Origin of the sequence: Streptomyces sp. NPDC005955 (genome assembly GCF_042871255.1) — a bacterium.
GTDB lineage: Bacteria > Actinomycetota > Actinomycetes > Streptomycetales > Streptomycetaceae > Streptomyces.
Window position 1 is genome coordinate 31,057 of record NZ_JBIAIF010000001.1, and the last position, 18,781, is coordinate 49,837.

At 73.0% G+C, this 18,781-nt stretch carries 16 protein-coding genes; 7 read left to right on the top strand and 9 right to left on the bottom strand.

The features are described from left to right. Window position 1: 1 nt before the first annotated feature. The 8 genes from ACFYOU_RS00060 to ACFYOU_RS00095 form a co-directional block, all read right to left on the bottom strand. Window positions 2–1,795 (bottom strand): ABC transporter transmembrane domain-containing protein, encoded by a 1,794-nt coding sequence (locus ACFYOU_RS00060; RefSeq protein ID WP_391302255.1) that lies wholly within the window; start codon window positions 1,793–1,795, stop codon window positions 2–4. Continuing rightward, the gene (locus ACFYOU_RS00065) at window positions 1,792–3,462 is read right to left on the bottom strand and encodes an ABC transporter transmembrane domain-containing protein (protein ID WP_391302257.1); all 1,671 of its coding nucleotides are present in this window, start codon (window positions 3,460–3,462) and stop codon (window positions 1,792–1,794) included. Before ACFYOU_RS00065 ends, ACFYOU_RS00060 begins: the two co-directional genes overlap by 4 nt. Next, window positions 3,459–4,313 (bottom strand): ATP-binding cassette domain-containing protein, encoded by an 855-nt coding sequence (locus tag ACFYOU_RS00070; RefSeq protein ID WP_391302259.1) that lies wholly within the window; start codon window positions 4,311–4,313, stop codon window positions 3,459–3,461. The genes ACFYOU_RS00065 and ACFYOU_RS00070 overlap by 4 nt, the downstream gene beginning before the upstream one ends. Before the next feature lie 46 nt (window positions 4,314–4,359). Beyond that, on the bottom strand, window positions 4,360–5,430 hold the full coding sequence (locus ACFYOU_RS00075) for an iron chelate uptake ABC transporter family permease subunit (protein ID WP_391303745.1): 1,071 nt from the start codon (window positions 5,428–5,430) through the stop codon (window positions 4,360–4,362). Between the two features lie 50 nt (window positions 5,431–5,480). Continuing rightward, on the bottom strand, window positions 5,481–6,584 hold the full coding sequence (locus tag ACFYOU_RS00080) for an iron chelate uptake ABC transporter family permease subunit (RefSeq protein ID WP_391302261.1): 1,104 nt from the start codon (window positions 6,582–6,584) through the stop codon (window positions 5,481–5,483). 35 nt (window positions 6,585–6,619) lie between these two features. Further along, window positions 6,620–7,768, bottom strand: coding sequence for an ABC transporter substrate-binding protein (locus tag ACFYOU_RS00085; protein WP_391302263.1), 1,149 nt, complete (start codon window positions 7,766–7,768; stop codon window positions 6,620–6,622). Window positions 7,769–7,977: 209 nt separating this feature from the next. Beyond that, on the bottom strand, window positions 7,978–8,829 hold the full coding sequence (locus ACFYOU_RS00090; RefSeq protein ID WP_391302265.1) for a helix-turn-helix domain-containing protein: 852 nt from the start codon (window positions 8,827–8,829) through the stop codon (window positions 7,978–7,980). Window positions 8,830–9,213: 384 nt separating this feature from the next. Further along, window positions 9,214–10,233 carry a DUF5954 family protein gene (locus ACFYOU_RS00095; protein ID WP_391302267.1) on the bottom strand — a complete coding sequence of 340 codons (1,020 nt, stop codon included), beginning with the start codon at window positions 10,231–10,233 and terminating at the stop codon, window positions 9,214–9,216. A 537-nt stretch (window positions 10,234–10,770) separates the two neighbouring features. Here ACFYOU_RS00095 and ACFYOU_RS00100 point away from each other — a divergent pair. The 6 genes from ACFYOU_RS00100 to ACFYOU_RS00125 all read left to right on the top strand — a co-directional run bounded on the left by ACFYOU_RS00100 (window position 10,771) and on the right by ACFYOU_RS00125 (window position 17,908). Further along, a complete protein-coding gene (locus ACFYOU_RS00100) occupies window positions 10,771–11,259 on the top strand; it encodes a hypothetical protein (protein ID WP_391302269.1) in 489 nt (162 codons plus the stop codon). A 47-nt stretch (window positions 11,260–11,306) separates the two neighbouring features. After that, the gene (locus ACFYOU_RS00105) at window positions 11,307–12,896 is read left to right on the top strand and encodes an ATP-binding protein (protein ID WP_391303746.1); all 1,590 of its coding nucleotides are present in this window, start codon (window positions 11,307–11,309) and stop codon (window positions 12,894–12,896) included. Next, complete coding sequence (locus tag ACFYOU_RS00110; RefSeq protein WP_385492005.1) at window positions 12,799–13,458, top strand: response regulator transcription factor; 660 nt, start codon at window positions 12,799–12,801, stop codon at window positions 13,456–13,458. The genes ACFYOU_RS00105 and ACFYOU_RS00110 overlap by 98 nt, the downstream gene beginning before the upstream one ends. 647 nt (window positions 13,459–14,105) lie before the next feature. Then, complete coding sequence (locus ACFYOU_RS00115) at window positions 14,106–14,708, top strand: carbonic anhydrase (RefSeq protein ID WP_389772514.1); 603 nt, start codon at window positions 14,106–14,108, stop codon at window positions 14,706–14,708. Window positions 14,709–15,239: 531 nt separating this feature from the next. After that, window positions 15,240–17,300 (top strand): SulP family inorganic anion transporter, encoded by a 2,061-nt coding sequence (locus tag ACFYOU_RS00120; protein ID WP_391303747.1) that lies wholly within the window; start codon window positions 15,240–15,242, stop codon window positions 17,298–17,300. Further along, window positions 17,297–17,908 carry a hypothetical protein gene (locus ACFYOU_RS00125; protein ID WP_391302272.1) on the top strand — a complete coding sequence of 204 codons (612 nt, stop codon included), beginning with the start codon at window positions 17,297–17,299 and terminating at the stop codon, window positions 17,906–17,908. Before ACFYOU_RS00120 ends, ACFYOU_RS00125 begins: the two co-directional genes overlap by 4 nt. 339 nt (window positions 17,909–18,247) lie before the next feature. On the opposite strand, the gene ACFYOU_RS00130 is transcribed toward ACFYOU_RS00125, so the two are convergent. Further along, a complete protein-coding gene (locus ACFYOU_RS00130; protein WP_391302274.1) occupies window positions 18,248–18,376 on the bottom strand; it encodes a hypothetical protein in 129 nt (42 codons plus the stop codon). Between ACFYOU_RS00130 and ACFYOU_RS00135 the strand changes: the two genes are divergently transcribed. Beyond that, window positions 18,375–18,662, top strand: coding sequence for a lactococcin 972 family bacteriocin (locus ACFYOU_RS00135; protein ID WP_391302276.1), 288 nt, complete (start codon window positions 18,375–18,377; stop codon window positions 18,660–18,662). The genes ACFYOU_RS00130 and ACFYOU_RS00135 overlap by 2 nt on opposite strands. The last annotated feature ends 119 nt before the right edge of the window (window positions 18,663–18,781 follow it).

Sequence of the window (18,781 nt, forward strand, 5' to 3'; positions counted from 1 at the left end):
TTCAGTGCTCCTTGGAGGGTTCGGGGGACGGGGTGTACGCCTGCCACAGGGCCGCGTACTCACCCGCCAGGGACAGCAGGTGCGCGTGGGTGCCCTCCTCGGCGACCCGTCCGGAGTTGAGGAGGACGATGTGGTCGGCGTCGCGGGCCTGTTCGAGGCGGTGGGCGACGATCACGCTGGTGCGGCCCCGGGTGACGCGGCGCAGTCCGTCGGTGAGCAGGGCGCGGGTGGCGGGGCCCGACTCGGCGGTGGGCTCGTCCAGGACGACCAGCGGCGGGTCGGCGAGCAGCACCCGGGCCAGGGCGAGGTGTTGCACGGTGCCGTCGTCCAGGGGGGTGCCGTCCGGGCCGCCGAGGACGGTGTCCGCGGTGGTGCCTTCGGGCAGGGCCCGGGCGGCCCCCGACTCGGCGAGGGCGCGGGCGAGTTCGTCGGGGGTGGCGGTCGGGGCGGCCAGGGTGAGGTTGTCGGCGAGGGTGCCGCCGAAGAGGTGGACCTCCTGGGTCACCAGGTAGGTGCGGCGGGCGCGGTACGCGTCGTCCGCGCCGACGGTGACGCGTCCCCGGTCGGGGCGGCCGGTGCCGGCGATCAGCCGGGCCAGGGTGCTCTTCCCGGAGCCGCTCGCGCCGACCAGGGCGACGGTGGCGCCGCCGGGGACGTGCAGGGTGACGTCGTCCAGGGCCGGGCGGCTCGCGCCCGCGTAGGTGAACGAGACGCCGGACACCGAGACCGGCGGCGGGGCGGCGCCGGCCTTCGCTGGTGTCGGCGCGGGGTGCGGGGGCGCGGGGGCGAGGTCGGTGACGCCGATCAGGCGGGTGAGGCCGACCGTCGCCCGTTGGATGTCGTCGAGGCTGGTGAGCAGGGACCCGATCGGGCCGAACAGCCGGTGGAAGTAGAGGGCGGCGGCGGTGGCGGTGCCGAGGGTGACGGCCCCCGCGTCGAGCAGCAGGTAGCCGGTGGCCAGGATGGTCGACAGGCCGAGGAACTCGGCGACGTGCAGGCCGCCGTAGAAGCGGTTGGCGAGGCCGACGCCGTCCCGTTGGCGGACGACGGCCCGGGTGCTGCGGGTCGCGAGTTCCGTGAGGTGGTGTTCCTGGGACCGGTAGGCGCGGATCGTCTCGGCGCCCCGCACCGCCTCGATGACGGTCTGTCCGCGGTCGGCCTCCAGTCGGCGCACGTCCCCGTAGACGAGGTGGGAGCGGGCGAGGAAGCGGCGGGTCGCGTACCACTGGACCGGTACGCACACCAGGCCGGCGAGGGCGAGGCGCGGGTCGAGGACGGCCAGCCCGGCGAGGGTCAGCCCGATGGTGAGGGCCGCGCCGGTGAGGGTGGGCAGCACGTCGGAGGCGGCTTCGGAGATGGCTTCCACGTCGCCGGTGACCCGGGAGACCACGTCGGAGCTGCCGGTGGCTTCGAGGGTTTCGGCGGGCAGGTGCACCGCCGCCTCGAACACGTCCTCGCGCAGGGTGGCCAGGGTGTCCTGGACCAGGCCGACGAGCATCCGGCCGCCGAGGAAGGTGAGGGCGGCGCCGACCAGGGAGACCAGGACCAGCAGTGCGCCCAGGGTCAGGACGTGGGCGCGGTCGGTGCCGGCCGCGTCCGCTCCGGCGACCGTGTCGACCAGCCGGCCGAGCAGGGGTGGGGCGGTGAGGGTGACGGCCGTGCCGGCGAGCAGGACGAGGGTGGTGGTCGCCAGGCGCCCCCGGTGCCGGGCGAGGCGCCGGGCGGTCTCGCGGCGGGCCCGGCGCGGGGTGGCGGTGGGCAGCGGCCCGGCGGGGGTGCGGGGGGTGGGCGTCACCGGGGTGTTCCGTTCGGCTCGGGGGCGCCGGGCGTGGCGCTGAGGTCGATCACCTGGTCGCAGGTGGAGAGCAGGATGCGGCTGGTGGTGATGAGCACGGTGGTGCCCATCAGTGCGCGCAGTCCTTCGGCGATGCGGCGTTCGGTCACCGGGTCCACGGCGGTGGCGGGTTCGTCGAGGACGCGGACGGGGGTGTCGGCGTGCAGGGCCCGCGCGAGCAGCAGCCGTTGGCGCTGTCCGCCGGAGAGGCGCCGGCCCTCTTCGCCGACCTCGGCGTCGGGTCCGCCGAGGTGTTCGAGCACGTCGTCCAGGGCGGCGGCGCGCAGCAGGGCCGGGTCGGGGGTGCCGCCGGGCGGGGTGAGGTTGGCGCGCAGGGTGCCGGTGAAGAGGCTGCCGTGGTGCGGGGGTGCGGTGATGTGGGCGCGGACGCCGTCGGGGCCGAGGTCGGCGGCGTCCCGTCCTCCGATGAGGAGTTCGCCGCGGGGCGGGGGCACGCGGTGGCCGAGGCGGTCGCTGAGGTCACGGGCGTGGGCGGGGTGCCGGGGGACGACGCCGACCAGGGTGCCCGTCGGTATCTTCACCGGGGTGCCGTGGCCGGGCGGGTGCCAGACCAGGTCGGCGGGGGCGTCCGGGCCGGGGACGGGGGTGTCCGGGCCGGGGGCGGCCGGGGGTTCGTTGAGGAGGTCGGCGAGGCGGCGGGCGGAGGCGCGCTTGTGGGACCAGTTCGCGGCGAACGTCCCCACATGGGCCAGGGAGCCCTGGAGGAACTGGGCGAGCCCGAGCACGGTGACGAGCTGACCCACCGTCAGATGCCCGTCGAGGGCGAGCAGTCCGGCGGCGGTGGCCAGGGCGGCGAGGAACACTCCGGACAGCGCCACGCTCAGCCCGGTGTACGCGAGGACGGCCCGGGCGGCGGCGACCGCGCCCCGGCGCGAGGAGTCGCTGGCGGTCCGGTAGCGGGCGGCGGCCTCGGCGCGGGCGTTCATCCCGACGAGGACCCGCAGCCCGGTGATCATGTCGGTGGCGACCTCGCCCGCCCGGGCCGCGGAGCCCTGTTCGGCGTGACCGCGCGCTTCCAGCGGCATCGACAGCCGACGCATCAGGACGAGGACGAGGACGGTGCTGACGATCACGCCGATGCCCAGCGGCACGGAGATCAGCAGCAGCGCGACGGAGGCGGTGAGGATCGCGGTGAGGGTGGCCGCCTGTTCGACGACGCTCCAGGACACGCCGGCGACCCGGTAGGTGTCGGAGGTGACGTGGGCCAGCGCCTCGCCGGGGCCCGGGCGGCGGCGCAGCCCGCGCGGGTCGAGGAGCCGGGTCACGGTGGCCTGGCGCAGCTCGTGTTCGGCGTACCCGTAGACGGTGACCATGGACGCCGCGGCACGCTGGTAGGACAGCGACAGGACGACGAACACGCCGGCGAGCACGGTCAGCCAGCGCAGCAGTGCAGACGGGTCGCCGGGGGCGATCGCCCGGTCGATGACCAGGCCGACGACGATGGGGACGAGCGCCTCGCACAGTTGGTGCGCCATGAAGCCGAGGGTGGTGAGGGCGAGCCGGACGCCGCGCCCGCCGTGCAGCAGGACGAGCCGGAAGAGCCCGCCGGGGGTGGCGGCTGCGTCGTGCGGGGCCGGGGCCGGGGCGTCGTGGGGCGGGTGGTTCACGCGGGGTCCCGGCGGCGGGCCAGCGGCACGACCAGGGGGGTGCCGGTCTCCGGGTCGGGCACCACCCGGCACGGCAGGTCGAACACCTCCTGCACCAGTTCCGCGGTCATCACGTCCGCGGGCGGCCCCTCGGCGACCACCCGGCCGTCGCGCAGGGCGATCAGGTGGGTGGCGTAGCGGGCGGCGTGGTTGAGGTCGTGGAGGACCGCGACGAGGGTACGGCCGGCGCGGTGCAGGTCGGTGAAGAGTTCCAGCAGGTCGATCTGGTGGGCGATGTCGAGGAACGTCGTCGGTTCGTCGAGCAGCAGGATCGGGGTCCGTTGGGCGAGCACCATGGCCACCCACACGCGCTGGCGCTGGCCGCCGGAGAGTTCGTCGACGAGCCGGCCGGACAGGTCGGTGACGGCGGTGGCGTCCATCGCTTCGGCGACGGCCCGCTCGTCGTCGGCGGTCCACTGGCGGGTGAGCTTCTGGTGCGGGTAGCGCCCGCGGGCGACGAGTTCGGCGACGGTGATGCCGTCCGGGGCGAGGGAGGTCTGCGGGAGCAGTCCGAGGCGGCGGGCGACCTCCTTGGCCCGGTAGGCGGCGATCGGGCGGCCGTCGAGGACGACCTGCCCGGCTGCGGGGGCGAGGAGTCGGGACAGCGCTCGCAGCAGGGTGGACTTGCCGCAGGCGTTGGGTCCGATGATGACGGTGAAGGAGCCGTCCGGGATGGTCAGGTCGAGGTGTTCGGCGACCGGGTGGCGGGCGTAGCCGAGGGTCACGTCCCGTACTTCCAGGCGGGCCGCGGGTGCCTCGGGGGCGGGGGCCGCCGGCTCGGCGGTGGGTGTGCGGTCGGTCGTCGGGGGCATGCGGCTTCCTCGGAGCGGGGGCGGGACGGGGGGCGTCGGGGCGCGGTCAGCGGCGGCGGGCGTACTGGCCGGCGAGCAGCCAGGCGAGGTAGAGCCCGCCGACGGAGACGGTGACCACGCCGACGGGCAGGTCGATGCGTTGGGCCGCGTAGTCGGCGGCGACCAGGACCAGTGCCCCGGTGAGCGCGACCGGCGCAAGGCGCAGCGTGGTGGCGCTGCGGGTGAGTCGCTGGGCGATCTGCGGGGCGGCCAGGGCGACGAAGGCGATGGGGCCGACGGCGGCGGTCACCAGGGCGGTGAGCGCGACGCCGACGACGGTCGCGGCGAGCCGGGTGCGCCCGCCCCGTACGCCGAGGGCGAGGGCGGTGTCGTCGCCCATCTCCAGATGGGTCAGGGGCCGCACCACGAAGACGGCGCACACCAGCAGCAGGGCGAACACCACGGCGGCCGGTCGGAACTGTTCGAAGCCCAGCCCGCTGAGCGAGCCGGCGGCCCAACTCGCGGCGAGCATGGCCTGCTTGGCGTTGACGGACAGCAGCAGCATGGAGGTGAGGGAGCCGAGCCCGGCGCCCACGGCGATGCCGACGATGATGAGTCGGAACGGTTGCAGCCCGTCGCGGTAGGCGAGCACGTACACGACGAACGCGGTGATCGCCCCGCCGATCAGCGAACCGGTCGCCACGGACAGGTAGTCGGTGGCGCCGATCAGCACCAGGACGACGGTGGCGCCCGCGTAGGAGCCGGCGGAGAAGCCGATCACGTCCGGGGAGCCGAGCGGGTTCTTGGTGAGGGACTGGAAGATCGCGCCGCTGATCGCGAGGGCGGCCCCGCACAGCAGGGCGAGCAGCAGCCGGGGCAGTCGCCAGGTGACGACGACGAGCCGGTTGCGGGGGTCGGAGTCCGGGTCGAACAGCGCGGTCAGCACCTGCCCCGCGGTCAGCGAGCGGGAGCCGGTGCCCAGGGTCAGGACGCCGAGGGCGAGCACGGCGGCGAGCAGCGCGCAGCAGACCAGCACGGTGCGCCGGTCGATGAGGTACGCGAGGCCCAGCCGGCGCCAGGTCCAGCTGGCGCGGCCGAGGTCCACGGTGGTGGGGGGCGCGGTGCGGGTGCGGGTCATGGCGGGTTCGGGTTCCTGGGCGGCGGCGGGCGACGGGGCGGGTTCGGTGGTCACAGGCCGCTCGCCCTCCGGCGCCGGACGAGGACGACGAGGACGGGCGCGCCGACCAGGGCGGTGACGAGGCCGACCCGCAGTTCCCCGGACGGCAGCACCACCCGCGCCACGATGTCCGCGGCGAGCAGGAAGGAGGGTGCGACGAGCACGGTGAGCGGCAGGATCCAGCGCTGGTCGGGGCCGGTGACCCAGCGCACGATGTGCGGCACCATCAGTCCGACGAACGAGATGGGTCCGGCGACGGCGACGGCGGTCCCGGCGAGCAGCGTCACCGCGAGGACGACGCTCACCCGGGTCAGGCCGATCCGGGCGCCCAGGGACTTGGCGGCGTCGTCGCCGAGGGCGAGGGCGTTGAGCGGCCGGGCGCACATCAGTCCGAGGACCGCGCCGACGGCCAGCAGGGGTCCGGCGACGGAGAAGACGTCGAGGGACCGTCCGCCGAGGGCGCCGACGTCCCAGAAGCGCACGGCGTCGAAGGTGGTGGTGTCCTTGAGGGTCAGTGCGGAGGTGAATCCGCCGAAGACCGCGGTGAGGGCGACTCCGGCGAGGGTGAGCTTGACGGGGGTGGCCCCGTGCAGGCCGAGCGAGCCGAGGACGTAGACGAGCACGGTCAGGGCGAACGCCCCGGCGAGCGCGAACCAGACGAAGACGGCGGGGTCGGTGAAGCCGAGCACGCCGACGGCGAAGGTCACGGCGAAGCCGGCGCCCGCGTTGACGCCGAGGATTCCGGGGTCGGCCAGGGGGTTGCGGGTGAACGCCTGGATGAGCGCACCGCACAGTCCGAGGGCGGCGCCGACGACCAGTCCGATCACCGTGCGGGGCAGCCGCCCCTCGCGGACCATGACGTGTTCGTCGGACAGCGTCGCCGGGTCGACGCCCCGGGCCACGCCGACCAGCGCGTCCCAGACGGTCGCGGGGTCGATGGCGCGGGCGCCGACCATGAGGCTGAGCAGGGCCGTCGCGAGCAGCAGGACGACGGCGGCCAGCAGGACCGGCAGACGACGGCGGTGGCGTGCCGCCGGGCCCGCACCGGAGTGCGGGCCCGACGCCGCCCCCGCGCGGGCGGGGGCCGTCCCACCGGGGGGTGAGGTGATCGTCACGGGGTGGGTCCTCGTGGGTGGGGGCGGGGTGCGGGTCAGGAACCGTTGCCGGCGGGGGCCTTCTCGGGAACGCCCTTCACTCCCTTGCCGGCGACCGCGTCGGCCAGCATCGGCACGTAGCGCTCGATGGCCCAGGGGATGGACAGCACGCTCGGACCGCTGGTCGCCATGCCGAGGGTCGGGTCCTGGACGAAGGCGTAGCGCCCCGCCTCGATCGGCTCCCAGCGGGTGAACAGCGGGTCCTTGAGGCTGTGCTTGACCTCGCCGTCGCCGTTGGCCCAGGCCACGAAGACGTCGGCCTCGATGGTGTCCAGCTTCTCCAGGCTGACGCCGCCGTACCAGTTGGTGCCCTTGGCGGTGTCGGCGATCTGCTGCATCGAGGGGGTGTTCTTGAAGCCCATCTCGGTGAGCAGCCGGACCCGCGGGTCGTAGTTCAGGTACAGGCCCAGTTCGGTGGAGCCGGGGGCCAGGCCGAGCCCGTAGGCGAAGGTGGTGTCCTTGAACTCCGGGTTGTCCCGGGCGACGTCGGCGAGCTGCCCCTCCACGTCGGTGACGAGTTCCTCGGCCTTCTCGTTCTCGCCGAGGGCCTTGCCGATGGTCTGGGTCATGCTCTGCCAGGTGCCGCCGTCCCAGGGCTTCTTCAGGTACGGGAGGGTGGGCGCGATCTCGCCCAGGCGCTTGTAGTCGACGTCGCTGAGGCCCGAGTAGAGGCCGACGATCAGGTCGGGTTCGAGGGAGAGGATCTGCTCGAAGTCGAGTTCGCCCGAGTCGCCCTGCTTGAGGACCTCGGGCATCTTCCCGCCGAGCTTCTCGACCTGGGTGCGGAACCAGGGGGTGTGGCCTTCCTTGTCCCCGCCCCACTGCTCGTCGACGCCGACGGGGACGACGCCGAGCGCGGCGACGACGTCCGGGGACATCCAGCTCAGGGCGACGACCCGCTGGGGCTTCTCGGTGATCTCGGTGCTGCCGTGGGCGTGCTTGATGGTCACCGGGAAGGCGGCGGAGCCCGCGGCGGTCTTGTCCTTCTTCCCGGCCTCCCCGTCGGTGCCGCCGGAATCCGTCGTACCGCCTCCGCACCCGGTCAGGACGAGCGCGGCGGCGAACGCCAGCCCCGCGACGCGGGTCCACGCCCCGCGTCGGCGGGCGGCGGGGGCGGCCTTCGGTGCGGCCGTGGGCAGGGACATGCTTCTCCTCGGTACTGCGCACCGCGGTGCGGCACGACGACGGGCGGATGGTGAAAGCCGAACGCCGCGGTGCGACACGCGTGCCTACGGCTGCGCGCACCTCAAGTTAGGCAACCCTCACTTCGCTCCACGCTAGGGAACCGGACGGTCGTCGGGCGTCGCGCAACGGCCAGGGTGCGTCGCGAATCGGCCACCCGCCGATCGGGGGGTCAGGAGGCGGAGGCGGGCAGGGCCCGCAGGTACTCGGTGGGGCTGCTCCCGATGACCCGCCGGAAGGCGGCGCTGAAGGCGCTGGTGGTGGAGTAGCCGCAGCGGTGCGCGACGAGGTTCACCGGCTGGCCCTGGCTGAGCAGGGTGATCGCGGCGGACATCCGCACCAGGGCGCGCCAGCGGGTGAACGGCATCCCGATGTCCTGGGCGAAGGCCCGGGTGACCGTCCGCACGCTCAGCCCGTGGCGGGCGGCGAGGTCCTCCAGCGACAGATCGCTGTCCGGGTCGCCCAGCACGTCGTGGGCGAGGGACCGTATGCGCCAGTCCTCGGGCACCGGTACGTCGAGGGCGGGCAGCGGGTCGTCCTGGAGGTGTTCCAGTACGACCCGTTGGGTGCGCAGCCGCAGGTCGTCGTCCATGGCGGTGGCGTCGAGGTGGAGCAGCATCTCCTGGAGCGCCCGCCCGACCCGCAGGGCGCGCGGCGCCGACCAGTCGCGGGGTGCGGCGGACCGGGTCACGTACGTGTAGCAGGCGACGCTGCCGGGGTCGGAGGCGGCGGCGTGCGGGGTGCCGGGCGGCACCCAGACGCCTTGGCCGGGCACGAGCCGGCGCACGGTGGCGGGGGTCCACAGGGTCATCGAGCCGCTGTGCGGCCAGACGAGGAGGGCGTCGGTGTGCGTGTGCACGCCGGGGCGGGCCGCGCCGTTCGGCTCGGTCCCGTCGAACACGGCGGTGGTCAGGAGGTAGGGCGGCGGCACCTCGGCGCCGCCGATCGCTGGGTCGGACCAGCGGAGCGGGGTGCTCGGGGGCGGTTCGCCCCACGGACGTCCTGAGATTGCAGCAACCGGCATGAACTTAGGTTAACCTAAGTAACCGTACGGATTCCGCCACGGGTGCGCTGCCCTTGTTCGTGGGCCTCCGTTGTCCAGCACAGGTGCGCTCCACTGTTGCGCAGTTCCCCGCGCCCCTTTCGGGGCACTCCCCCCACCCCCGAGACGCGGCGCCCCGACAGGGGCGCGGGGAACGGCGCAAAGCAACCGCGCACCCGCCCAGGACCACACACCGCCAGGTGAACGCACCCAAAGGGGCGCGGGGAACGGCGCGAGCGACCACAGCGCACCCGCAGCCGAGCACCCACCGCAGGAGGCACCCCCAAGGGGCGCGGGGAACGGCGCGAGCAACCACAGCGCACCCGCACGGGACAACGCACCGCGCGACGCCAGCAACAGCAACAGCTACTCGTCAAAGTGGACGGTCCCGTCCTCGTCCATCCGAGGATGCATCCGCTCGGGCCCGTACGCATCGACGTCAGAGGCCCGGGGCCCCTCGGGCCCGTCCACCCCCCACCGCACCATCCGCTCGATCCGGCACACCCGGAAGTGCTCCCCCCCGACCCGCACCTCGTCCGCCCGGGCCGCCGCCCGGAACCGCTCCGCGGCCCGCGCATAAGCCGCCGTCCGCCGCGCGTCGAGCCCCAGCGCCCGCGGCCAGAAGTCCCGCAGCGCGTCGAACAGGAGCCGACGCGCATCGTGCGGGGTCGGCGCCAGCGCACCCCGGGGCCGCCACCGCTCGCCCTGCCGCTCGGCCACGCAGAACCCGACCGGGAGCAGCGCCACCTCGGGATGGGTCCGCACGGCCCGGGCGCTGTCCTCGCGCATCCCCCGGGAGAAGGACGTCCCCTGGTAGCAGAAGTCCCGCAGGGCCAGCTTCAGGGCCTCGGCCATGAGCCCCCGCTCCCCCGCGGGGTCGAGTGCGGTGCCCACCTCGGGCAGCGGGGTGCCGTCCTTCGGGAACTCCCAGGAACGGTCCGCGGGTTCGGGGTCGGTGGACCGCGGGGGCTCCAGCCCTTCGGCGCCGCCCCGGGCGAACTCGTCCCCGCGGACGACCCGGTAGCGACGCCCCAGCGCCGCCACCTCGTTGACCGGCTCGCGTTCCAGCACCGCGACCGCGGCGAGGAGTTCACGCCGGGCGGCGGGGTCATCGGTGTCGTCCTTGGCCTTGAACCACAGATGGGAGTTGAGCGAGTCCCGGGCCTCCTGCGGGCGGCCCGCGACCACCGGCGTGAGCACGCTCCACCGCCGCTCGCCGTCGGGTTCCTGCACGGCGAGCCCGAAGACCGGCCCCCGCAGGAGCAGGTGCGGATAGCGGTAGGACGCCTCCACCGCATCCGCCTCGGTGACCCACTCGGCGGGGTCGTCCCGTTGGACCAGGCCCTCGTGCACCCGGTCGAGCTGTCGCTTCCAGTCGTCACCCATGCGCACATTGTGGTGAGGTCGGCGGGCCCACCGACCATATCGGCGCAACTGACCGGACTTGTTCGCCTCGTGCTCGTCTGCGCACGTCAGCCCGGGGGCGCGGGCCGAACCCCCGCTCCGGCGCACGGGGGGTGGCGCGCGGGAACGCCCGGAGCGCGGCCGCCCCGAGGCCCCGGACGCGCTCTCATGTGGGGCTCGAACAATGGGTGAGCCCTCTCTCACACCGGACCCCGAGAACCCCCTGATTCCCGGCAAATTCCCCGCCCGACTCCCCCCGTCCTCCCAGGTGGACACGGTCCACGTCCGCCCCTTGCACCCCCCGCGCGCCCCTACGCGCCCCTACTGAACAGATACCTCGCTCACCACGTATCTCCTGGCAGCACAGGTCGTGCGCCCGGGAGTTGCGGAGCCGAAAACCTTGCCGACAACGACCGAAACTCAACTCCCGGATGACCCAAAGTCCACTTCAGCCGCATACGACATGAGAATCCTCTCCTCTTTTCCGTCACCTGTTTGATTGGACTGGACACTCTCCCTATGAGACTCAGGAAGGCCAATCTGGCGATCACGGTGGTGGCAGCCCTCGCGGGTGCCGGCATGGTGGCCGGGCGGGCCCTCGTCGACGGAAACGAGCCCCTTGACCTGGGGCCCGTGATCGACGTGAGTGGACCCGAAGCCAGCGATGTCGCCCCTTCGCAGACGGTCTCGCCGCCCCCCATATCGCCCCAGGGCCCGAAGACCCCCCTACCCGACCCCAGTAGTACGGGGGTGAGGGCCACCCCCAGCGCGTCCTCGCTCCCGACGGCGGTGCCGTTCCCCCCGGGGCACCGTGCCGGATCGAGCCCCTCGGCCACCGGACCGCCCGGTGGCCGCCCCGTACCCACCCCCACTCCACCGCACAGCGCCAACAGACCCCCCTTCCCCGACGATGACCGGAGCGAGGACGACGAGGACGAGGGCCGTGGCGACAGCGACGAGAACGATGACGTGAGCATCGGCGAGAGAGAGGAAGGAGGCGACGACTAGGAGTGCGTAGGCACACCGCCAGCGCCCGGTCGAGGATCGTGGGCTGGATGATGCTCCTGGTGGGTGCCGCGATCGCGGCACCCACCGTCGGCCTCATCGTCGTCTGGCAGGCCCAGCTCGACGCGAAGCTCGACGACCAGTTGCAGCGCGAGGTCGAGAACCTCCGTCACTTCGCGAAGCAACGCGACCAGAACGGCCAGAAGTACACCGACGGTTCGGTGCTGCTGATGCGGTTCATGACGGTCAACCTGCCCAACCGGGACGAGACGTTCTTCAGCATCGTCGACGGCCGGGCCGATCGCCGCAGCCCGAAGGACCCGCCCCTGCGGTTGGACAACAAGCCGGAGGTGGTCAGCAAACTGGCCTCGCTCAGCGGGGCCAAGACCCAGACGGGCTGGCTGGACACCTCGAAGGGCCGGGTCCGCTACGGCGTGGTGCCGGTCCGGGTCGCCGGGGACACCCGGGACATCCGGCTCGTCCTGCTCGAATTCCGCGACCGGCAGCTGTCCGAGCAACGACGGCTGGCGAAGATGCTGTTGGCCACCGGGCTCGGGGCACTCGTCTTCGCGGGGCTGGCCAGTTGGCTGGTCGCCGGACGGGTGCTCGCACCGGTCCGGTTGGTCCGCCAGACCGCCGCGCGGATCAGCGAGTCCGACCTCACCCAGCGGCTGAACGTGGCCGGGCACGACGACGTCGCCGCCCTCGCCCACACCTTCAACCGGATGCTGGACCGACTGGAGCAGGCGTTCACCGCGCAACGCCGGTTCCTCGACGAGGTCGGCCACGAACTGCGCACCCCCATCACGGTGGTGCGCGGACACCTGGAACTGATGGACGGCGTCACCGCGGGCGGCGTCCGCGGCGGAACCGTCTGGGAGGGCCAGGTGCCGGTGCTCGACGCCTGGTCACCCTGGAACGGCGGCCCCCGCGAACTCGGGCCGGAGGACCGGGCCGCCACCCGGGCCCTGGTGCTGGACGAACTCGACCGGATGAGCCGGATCGTGGACGACCTCCTCACCCTCGCCAAGGCGGAACGACCCGACTTCCTCACGATGGGTGAGACCAACCTCACCGATCTCATCGTGGACGTCGTCGCCAAGGCCCGGGCGCTCGGCAGCCGCCACTGGCGGGTCGCCGCGGTCTCCGAGGAGACCGTGCTGGTGGACGGTCAGCGGCTCACCCAGGCCCTGATCCAACTGGCCGCGAACGCCGTACGGCACACTCTGGACGGCGATCTCATCGAAATGGGGTCCACCATCCGGGACGACCGGGTGCTGTTGTGGGTCCGGGACACCGGACCGGGCGTCGGACCGATGGACAAGGAACGGATCTTCAACAGGTTCGCCCAGGCCAATCTGATCGGCGCGGCGGGCAAGTCGGGTTCCGGTCGGGCGGGCACGGGCATCGGGCTCGGGCTCGCCATCGTCCGGGAGATCGCCGAAGCACACGGCGGCACCGCCTGGGTGGAGGACGCCCAGACCGGCGGCGCCCGCTTCGTGCTGGATCTGCCGGCCTACTACCCCTGGGAGGAAGGACACCATGCACCGGATTCTCATAGCGGAGGACGAGGCGGGAATCGCCTCTTTCGTGGAAAGAGGCTTAAGGGGATATGGGTTCGCTACCTCCGTGGTGGGTGACGGACTGTCCGCCTACGAACAGGCCAGGGCGGGCAACTGCGACCTGATGATCCTGGACCTCGGGCTGCCCGCGGTGGACGGTCTGACCGTGCTGCGGAAGCTGCGCGAACTACGGGTGACCCTGCCCGTGGTGATCCTCACCGCCCGCGACAGCGTCTCCGACGTCGTCGCGGGACTGGAGGGCGGCGCCGACGACTACGTCTCCAAGCCGTTCGCCTTCGAGGAGCTGCTCGCCCGGGTGCGGCTGCGGCTGCGGGCCGAGGGCGGACCGGAGGGTTCGCTGCTGCGGGCCGGCGACCTCGTCCTGGACCTGCGCACCCGACGGGTCCATGTGAACGGACGGGTCGCGGAGCTGTCCGCCCGGGAGTTCGCGCTGACGGAGGTGTTCATGCGCAACCCGGACCAGGTCCTCACCCGGGAACAACTCCTCAGCCGGGTCTGGGGGTTCGACTACGACCCCGGGTCCAACATCGTCGACGTGTACGTACGCTACGTGCGCCGCAAGCTCGGTCCCGACCGGGTGGAGACGGTACGCGGCGTCGGCTACCGGTTGCGGGCCTGACCGGACCCGGGCCACCGCCCCGCGCCGGGCCCGTCCCGACGCACCCCCTCACCCCCCTGCACCACCCCCCTGTACCTCCACCCCCACCAGGGCCCGAACCCCACCCCCGAAGGGCCCGTCCCCTCACGCCACCGGGACCCGGCACCGTCCGGGTCCGGTGCCCCTCGCACCACCGGAACGTGATTCCCCGTCACGTCACGGCGGACCGGAGCGGCCCCTCCCGGAGACCCCGGCAGGGGCCCCGTCCGCCGACGCACCCCCGAAGCACCGCCCCCGGCCCGCACCGGCCCGCCCACGCGCGCCCCGAGGGACGTTCGCCCCCCGCGGCCCCCGTGAGCACCGCGGCCCCCGGGCCCCCGGTGAGCACCGCGACCCCCGTGAACACCGCGTCCCGGCCCGTGGACCGCCCCGAAACCACCGTCACCGCACAGCATCGGACAGCCCATGTCCGTGCCCACTCACCTGGGCGGACACCCGCTCTGACAACGTTGTCGGCCCGGTGAGAGGTCTCTCACGGCGATCTCACGGGTGACTCATCACCTACCCGCATGCTTCCGGGCCAAGACATCCACCCCCGGATGTCCCAACTCCCGCAGTGGCCATAGCCTTTCACAGGCTGCGACCACTGGTTCAGCCAGGAGCACCCCATGAAGAAACTTCTCGACAACGCACGCACCTTCCAACAGCGTGTCGCGCCGGAGAGCGAGATGTACCGGCAGTTCGCCGCCGGTCAGAGTCCCGGGACCCTCTTCATCACCTGTTCCGACTCGCGGATCGTGCCCTCGCTCATCATGGGCTCCGCGCCGGGCGAGGTCTTCGAACTGCGCAACGCGGGCAACATCATCCCCCCGTACCGGCCCGGGCGGCAGTCCGGCGAGGCTGCCACCGTCCAGTACGCGATCGACGTGCTGCGGGTGCAGGACATCATCGTCTGCGGGCACTCGCACTGCGGCGCCATCGCCGCGGTCGCCCAGGAGCAGGACCTCACCGCCCTGCCGAGCGTGGCGGAGTGGGTGTCCTTCGCCCGTCCCGGACTGGCCCCGATCCTCGGCAGCCCGCCCGAGGACCCGACGCTGTCGACCTTCGTGCAGACCCACGTCGTCTCCCAGCTGGAGACCCTGCGCGGCTACCCCGAGGTGCACACGGCCGTGGCGGACGGGCGGCTGAGGCTGCACGGCTGGTTCTACCGCGTGGACACCGCCGAGATCCACGAACTCGACGAGAACGACGGCGCCTTCCACCGTCACTGAGCTCGGAGCCGGGCCGGTCCAGGGGCCCGGCGGACGCGGCGCGGGGCCAGGGCTCAGGCCCCCCGTCCGCCCGTCAGGACCCCGGATGCGGCTCGGCTCCGGCGGGGCTCCCGCGCCCCGCACCGGTACGGGACGGACCACGCCCCGCGCGGACGGCCCGGACAGCACTCACGTGCGGACGCGCCGTCCCGTACCGGACACCTGCGACAACCCCTCGCACGGGCACCTCGTGAACCGGCCCGAGAGCCGGTCCCCGGGACCCCTCCCCCAGGGTCCCGTTCCCTCACCCCAACCCCCCACGGACGCACCTGGTCGTCGGCCCCGCGCTCCCCCATGGCGCACCGGACCGGCCGGCCGGATGCGGTGAAAGGAACGATCGCTGTGTCAACTGACCGAATACGCGCAGGAAGTACGGGACGCCACGCGCGACGGAGTCCCGACTCCAACCCCGGCTCCACCGAGAGCAGCGGTAGCGGTCCCAAGATGTCGAACGCGGAGCCTTCCATGAAGGACGCGCTCGGCACCGACATCATGGCGTCGATCGTCGTCTTCCTCGTCGCGCTCCCCCTCTGCATCGGTGTCGCGGCGGCATCGGGCGTCGCACCCGCCCTCGGCATCATCACCGGCATCATCGGTGGTCTGATCGTGGGCTTCCTGCCCGGCAGTTCCCTCCAGGTGTCCGGCCCCGCGGCGGGCCTGGCGGTCCTGGTCCTGGAGTTCACCACCGAACACGGCGTCGAGCTGCTCGGCCCGGTGGTGCTCATGAGCGGCCTCATCCAGATGGCGCTGGGCGTGCTGAAGGCGGGCGGACTGTTCCAGTCCATCTCCCTCTCGGTGGTCCAGGGCATGCTCGCCGGCATCGGCCTGCCGCTGATCCTCAGCCAGATCTACGCGCTGGTGGACTCCAAGCAGCTCGGCACCCCGTTGAAGAACGTGGGCGGCCTCGGCGACCTGGCCACGGCCGTCGCGGGCAACCCGCAGAAGGTCGCGGCGCTGGTGCTGGGCCTGATGGCCATCGTGCTGTGCTTCGTCTGGTACAAGATGCCCGCCCCGCTGAACAAGGTCCCGGCCCCGCTGATCGCGGTGGTCCTGGGCTGCGTCGTGGGCGTGATGCCCGGATTCGACGTCAAGAAGGTCGAGTTCGGCAACATGATCGAGGCCATCTCCTTCCCCACCCCCGATGCGCTCGGCCACCTCTTCGCCCCCGACGTCCTCATCATGATCATCACCTTCACGGTGATCGCCTCGGCGGAGTCGCTGTTCAGTGCGGCGGCCGTGGACCGGATGCACACCGGCCCGCGGACCAAGTACAACCAGGAACTGTTCGCCCAGGGCGTCGGCAACGCGGCCTCCGGCCTGGTCGGCGCCATGCCGCTGACCGCGGTGATCGTGCGCAGCGCGGCCAACGTGAACGCGGGCGCCAAGACCAAGCTCTCCCGCATCCTGCACGGTGTCTGGCTGCTCGGCTTCGGTCTGCTGCTGCCCGGTCTGCTGGGCCTCATCCCGATCGCCGTGCTCGCCGGTGTGCTGCTGCACGCGGGCTGGAAGCTCTTCAACCCGCCCGCGTTCGTCAAGATGTGGAAGACGGACCGCGGCGAGGGCATCGTCATGATCATCACGACGGCCGCCATCTTCTTCGCCAACCTGCTGGAGGGCGTGCTCGCCGGTCTCGCGGTCGCCGTGGTCCTGGTGGCGCTGCGGATGTCGCACATGAGCATCAAGGAGACCATCAAGGGTGACACCGGCCGGCTGGAGCTGCGCGGCAACGCGACCTTCCTGCGCCTGCCCCGGCTGATCGAGGCGCTGGAGGCCATCTCCCACCTGCCGCGGGTGCACGTCGACGCCACCAAGCTGTCGCACCTGGACCTCGCCTGCCGCAGTCAGATCGAGGAGTGGGGCGAGCAGCGCAAGAAGGCGGGCGCCCTGCACGTGGACGTGCGGTTGCCCGACGCCAAGGGCGCCAAAGACGCCGAGGACGTCGACGCGACCAGCGGGCTCGACGAGCCCGAGCTGAGCGGGACCCCCGACCAGCAGACCCCGGTGGAGGTCACCGCGGAGCTGCCCGGAAGCGGGAACGGGGTCGGAGCCGGCGTGGGCGAGAACGTCGGACCGGGCGCCCACCCGGGGACCCACCCGGCACCGTCCGCCTCGGACTTCACGGACACCCTGCCCCCGACGCACGAGCGCTCCCGGCCCTACCAGGAGGCCGCGTACCAGCACTCCACCGCCCAGGGCCAGCCGCACGCCCACCCCACGCACGCCGGCGGATACGCCCGCCCGCACCCCCAGCACACCCACCCCGGACACCACCCGCAGTACCACCCGGGGCAGGCGCACCCCACGCAGACCCAGCCGTACGCCACGCACCCGGGGCAGGTGCACCACCACCTGCACTACTCGCCCCCGCACTACCAGCCGTACCCGTACCCGCAGCAGGCCTACCCGCAGCAGCCGTACCCGGCCGGTCCGCAGTACCAGCCGCACGACACCACCGGCCAGCAGCCGGTCTACCCGGAGCCCGCTCCGGGCGCCTACTGGGACCCGAACGGCGAGTGGGCCGCCCCGACCCACGGCGAGGGGAGCCGGCGATGAAACCGAGGCTGACGGCCGACGAAGAAGACGGCCTGTTCCAGCTGCTCCGTTCCCTGCACACCTTCCTGACCGCCTGTCAGGACGAGGACTGCCCGGAGCTACGGCCCGACCTGAAGGCCGAGGGCTCGTCCCGCACCCTGCTGAACGGCATTCCGTCCCCCGCTGACCGCACGACGCACTCCCACGCGTACACCCGTTCCACCACCCCCCACCCGGTGCCCGCCCACCCCGCCGATCCGGACCGGGACCAGTCGGCCCGCTCGGCGCACCCCCACCACGGGGCGACCGCCCCGGGGGGACACCCGCACTGTGCCCGTGGTGCGCACCACTCCACCCCCGGGGCCGTTCGGCCCACCGCCGTGCCGGCGGCCCCGGGCGAGGACGCTGCGCACCCCACGGGCGCGGAGCGGTTCCTCACCGAGACCGCCGCCGGACCGGCCGCCACCGGTCCGGCGGCAACCGAGCCGGCGCCCACCGGCTCGGTCGGCCGGGCCGGCGAACACGGTGCGACCGGGTTGCCGACCCGGGACCGCGCCGGCGCCACCGCCCGGTTGGAGGCCCGCAGGGCAGCGGCGGAAGCCGAAGCCAAAGCGGCACGCGGGGGTTGAGCGGACCCTCCTCCGCTCACGTGCCCATCCCTGCCGGTCGGACACCGCCGACCGACCGGCCCGCGCCGGAGCCCCCCTTGGCCCATGGGGGCTCCGGCGCCCCTCTGTGTCCCCCCATCGCCGGGTCTTCCCCGACCCCGGGTTGGCGGGTTCCCCTCCCCGCTGACTGGTGGAGGGGTTTTCCCGTGCCCCCCCGTGCGACCCGCCACACCCGGCCTGACCTGGGGTTCAGCAGGTCAGGCCGCCGGGCTGAATCATGGTCAACTTTCGGCCAAGCCTGACGAACGGCCCGTGCGGCGCCCCCCTTGGGGCTCACCAGGAAAGTCATGCCCATGACGGTCACGCCAATAAGCGAACCAGCCATTTTGGCGCGTCTTCGCTCAACCATCTCGTTGACAGCTCAATGACGATCTTGCGATTCTCCGTGGCGATCACCGCAGTTTCACGTGTCATCAGGAGGTTCACCATGTCCATCAAGCGTCGGATCAAGGTCGCCGTGGCCGCCGGAGCGCTCGTCGCCGCCACCGCCACCCCCGCGTTCGCCGTCGTGCAGAACATCGGCGGAGGCATATGGGACCACGGCGCGGGCACCGCCAACGTCTGGTCGGACTATTACCACAAGGACAAGTGTCACGGCTCCACGTCCGTGGGCAAGACGATCCAGAGCGACGAGGCCGCCAAGGGCACCTGGTCCATGACCCAGGTCCAGGCCAAGCTCAGCGGCAACCAGACCTACTACCGCACCACCTGCTGATCCGTGGGGCCGGGCCGGGCACCCGGCCCCACGCGCAGTACGTCCGCCCGGGGGCACCGGACCGTTCCGCCGCGGCCGCCCCCCGGGCGGCACCTCTGCCCGCACACCGACCCGCGCAC

Coding starts and splice junctions, on each gene's coding strand:
- ACFYOU_RS00115 (WP_389772514.1), top strand. CDS start 14,106: ATGAAGAAACTTCTCGACAACGCACGCACCTTCCAACAGCGTGTCGCG.
- ACFYOU_RS00100 (WP_391302269.1), top strand. CDS start 10,771: ATGAGACTCAGGAAGGCCAATCTGGCGATCACGGTGGTGGCAGCCCTC.
- ACFYOU_RS00135 (WP_391302276.1), top strand. CDS start 18,375: ATGTCCATCAAGCGTCGGATCAAGGTCGCCGTGGCCGCCGGAGCGCTC.
- ACFYOU_RS00085 (WP_391302263.1), bottom strand. CDS start 7,768: ATGTCCCTGCCCACGGCCGCACCGAAGGCCGCCCCCGCCGCCCGCCGA.
- ACFYOU_RS00130 (WP_391302274.1), bottom strand. CDS start 18,376: ATGGTGAACCTCCTGATGACACGTGAAACTGCGGTGATCGCCACGGAG.
- ACFYOU_RS00075 (WP_391303745.1), bottom strand. CDS start 5,430: ATGACCCGCACCCGCACCGCGCCCCCCACCACCGTGGACCTCGGCCGC.
- ACFYOU_RS00090 (WP_391302265.1), bottom strand. CDS start 8,829: ATGCCGGTTGCTGCAATCTCAGGACGTCCGTGGGGCGAACCGCCCCCG.
- ACFYOU_RS00095 (WP_391302267.1), bottom strand. CDS start 10,233: ATGGGTGACGACTGGAAGCGACAGCTCGACCGGGTGCACGAGGGCCTG.
- ACFYOU_RS00125 (WP_391302272.1), top strand. CDS start 17,297: ATGAAACCGAGGCTGACGGCCGACGAAGAAGACGGCCTGTTCCAGCTG.
- ACFYOU_RS00120 (WP_391303747.1), top strand. CDS start 15,240: ATGGCGTCGATCGTCGTCTTCCTCGTCGCGCTCCCCCTCTGCATCGGT.
- ACFYOU_RS00105 (WP_391303746.1), top strand. CDS start 11,307: ATGATGCTCCTGGTGGGTGCCGCGATCGCGGCACCCACCGTCGGCCTC.
- ACFYOU_RS00110 (WP_385492005.1), top strand. CDS start 12,799: ATGCACCGGATTCTCATAGCGGAGGACGAGGCGGGAATCGCCTCTTTC.
- ACFYOU_RS00070 (WP_391302259.1), bottom strand. CDS start 4,313: ATGCCCCCGACGACCGACCGCACACCCACCGCCGAGCCGGCGGCCCCC.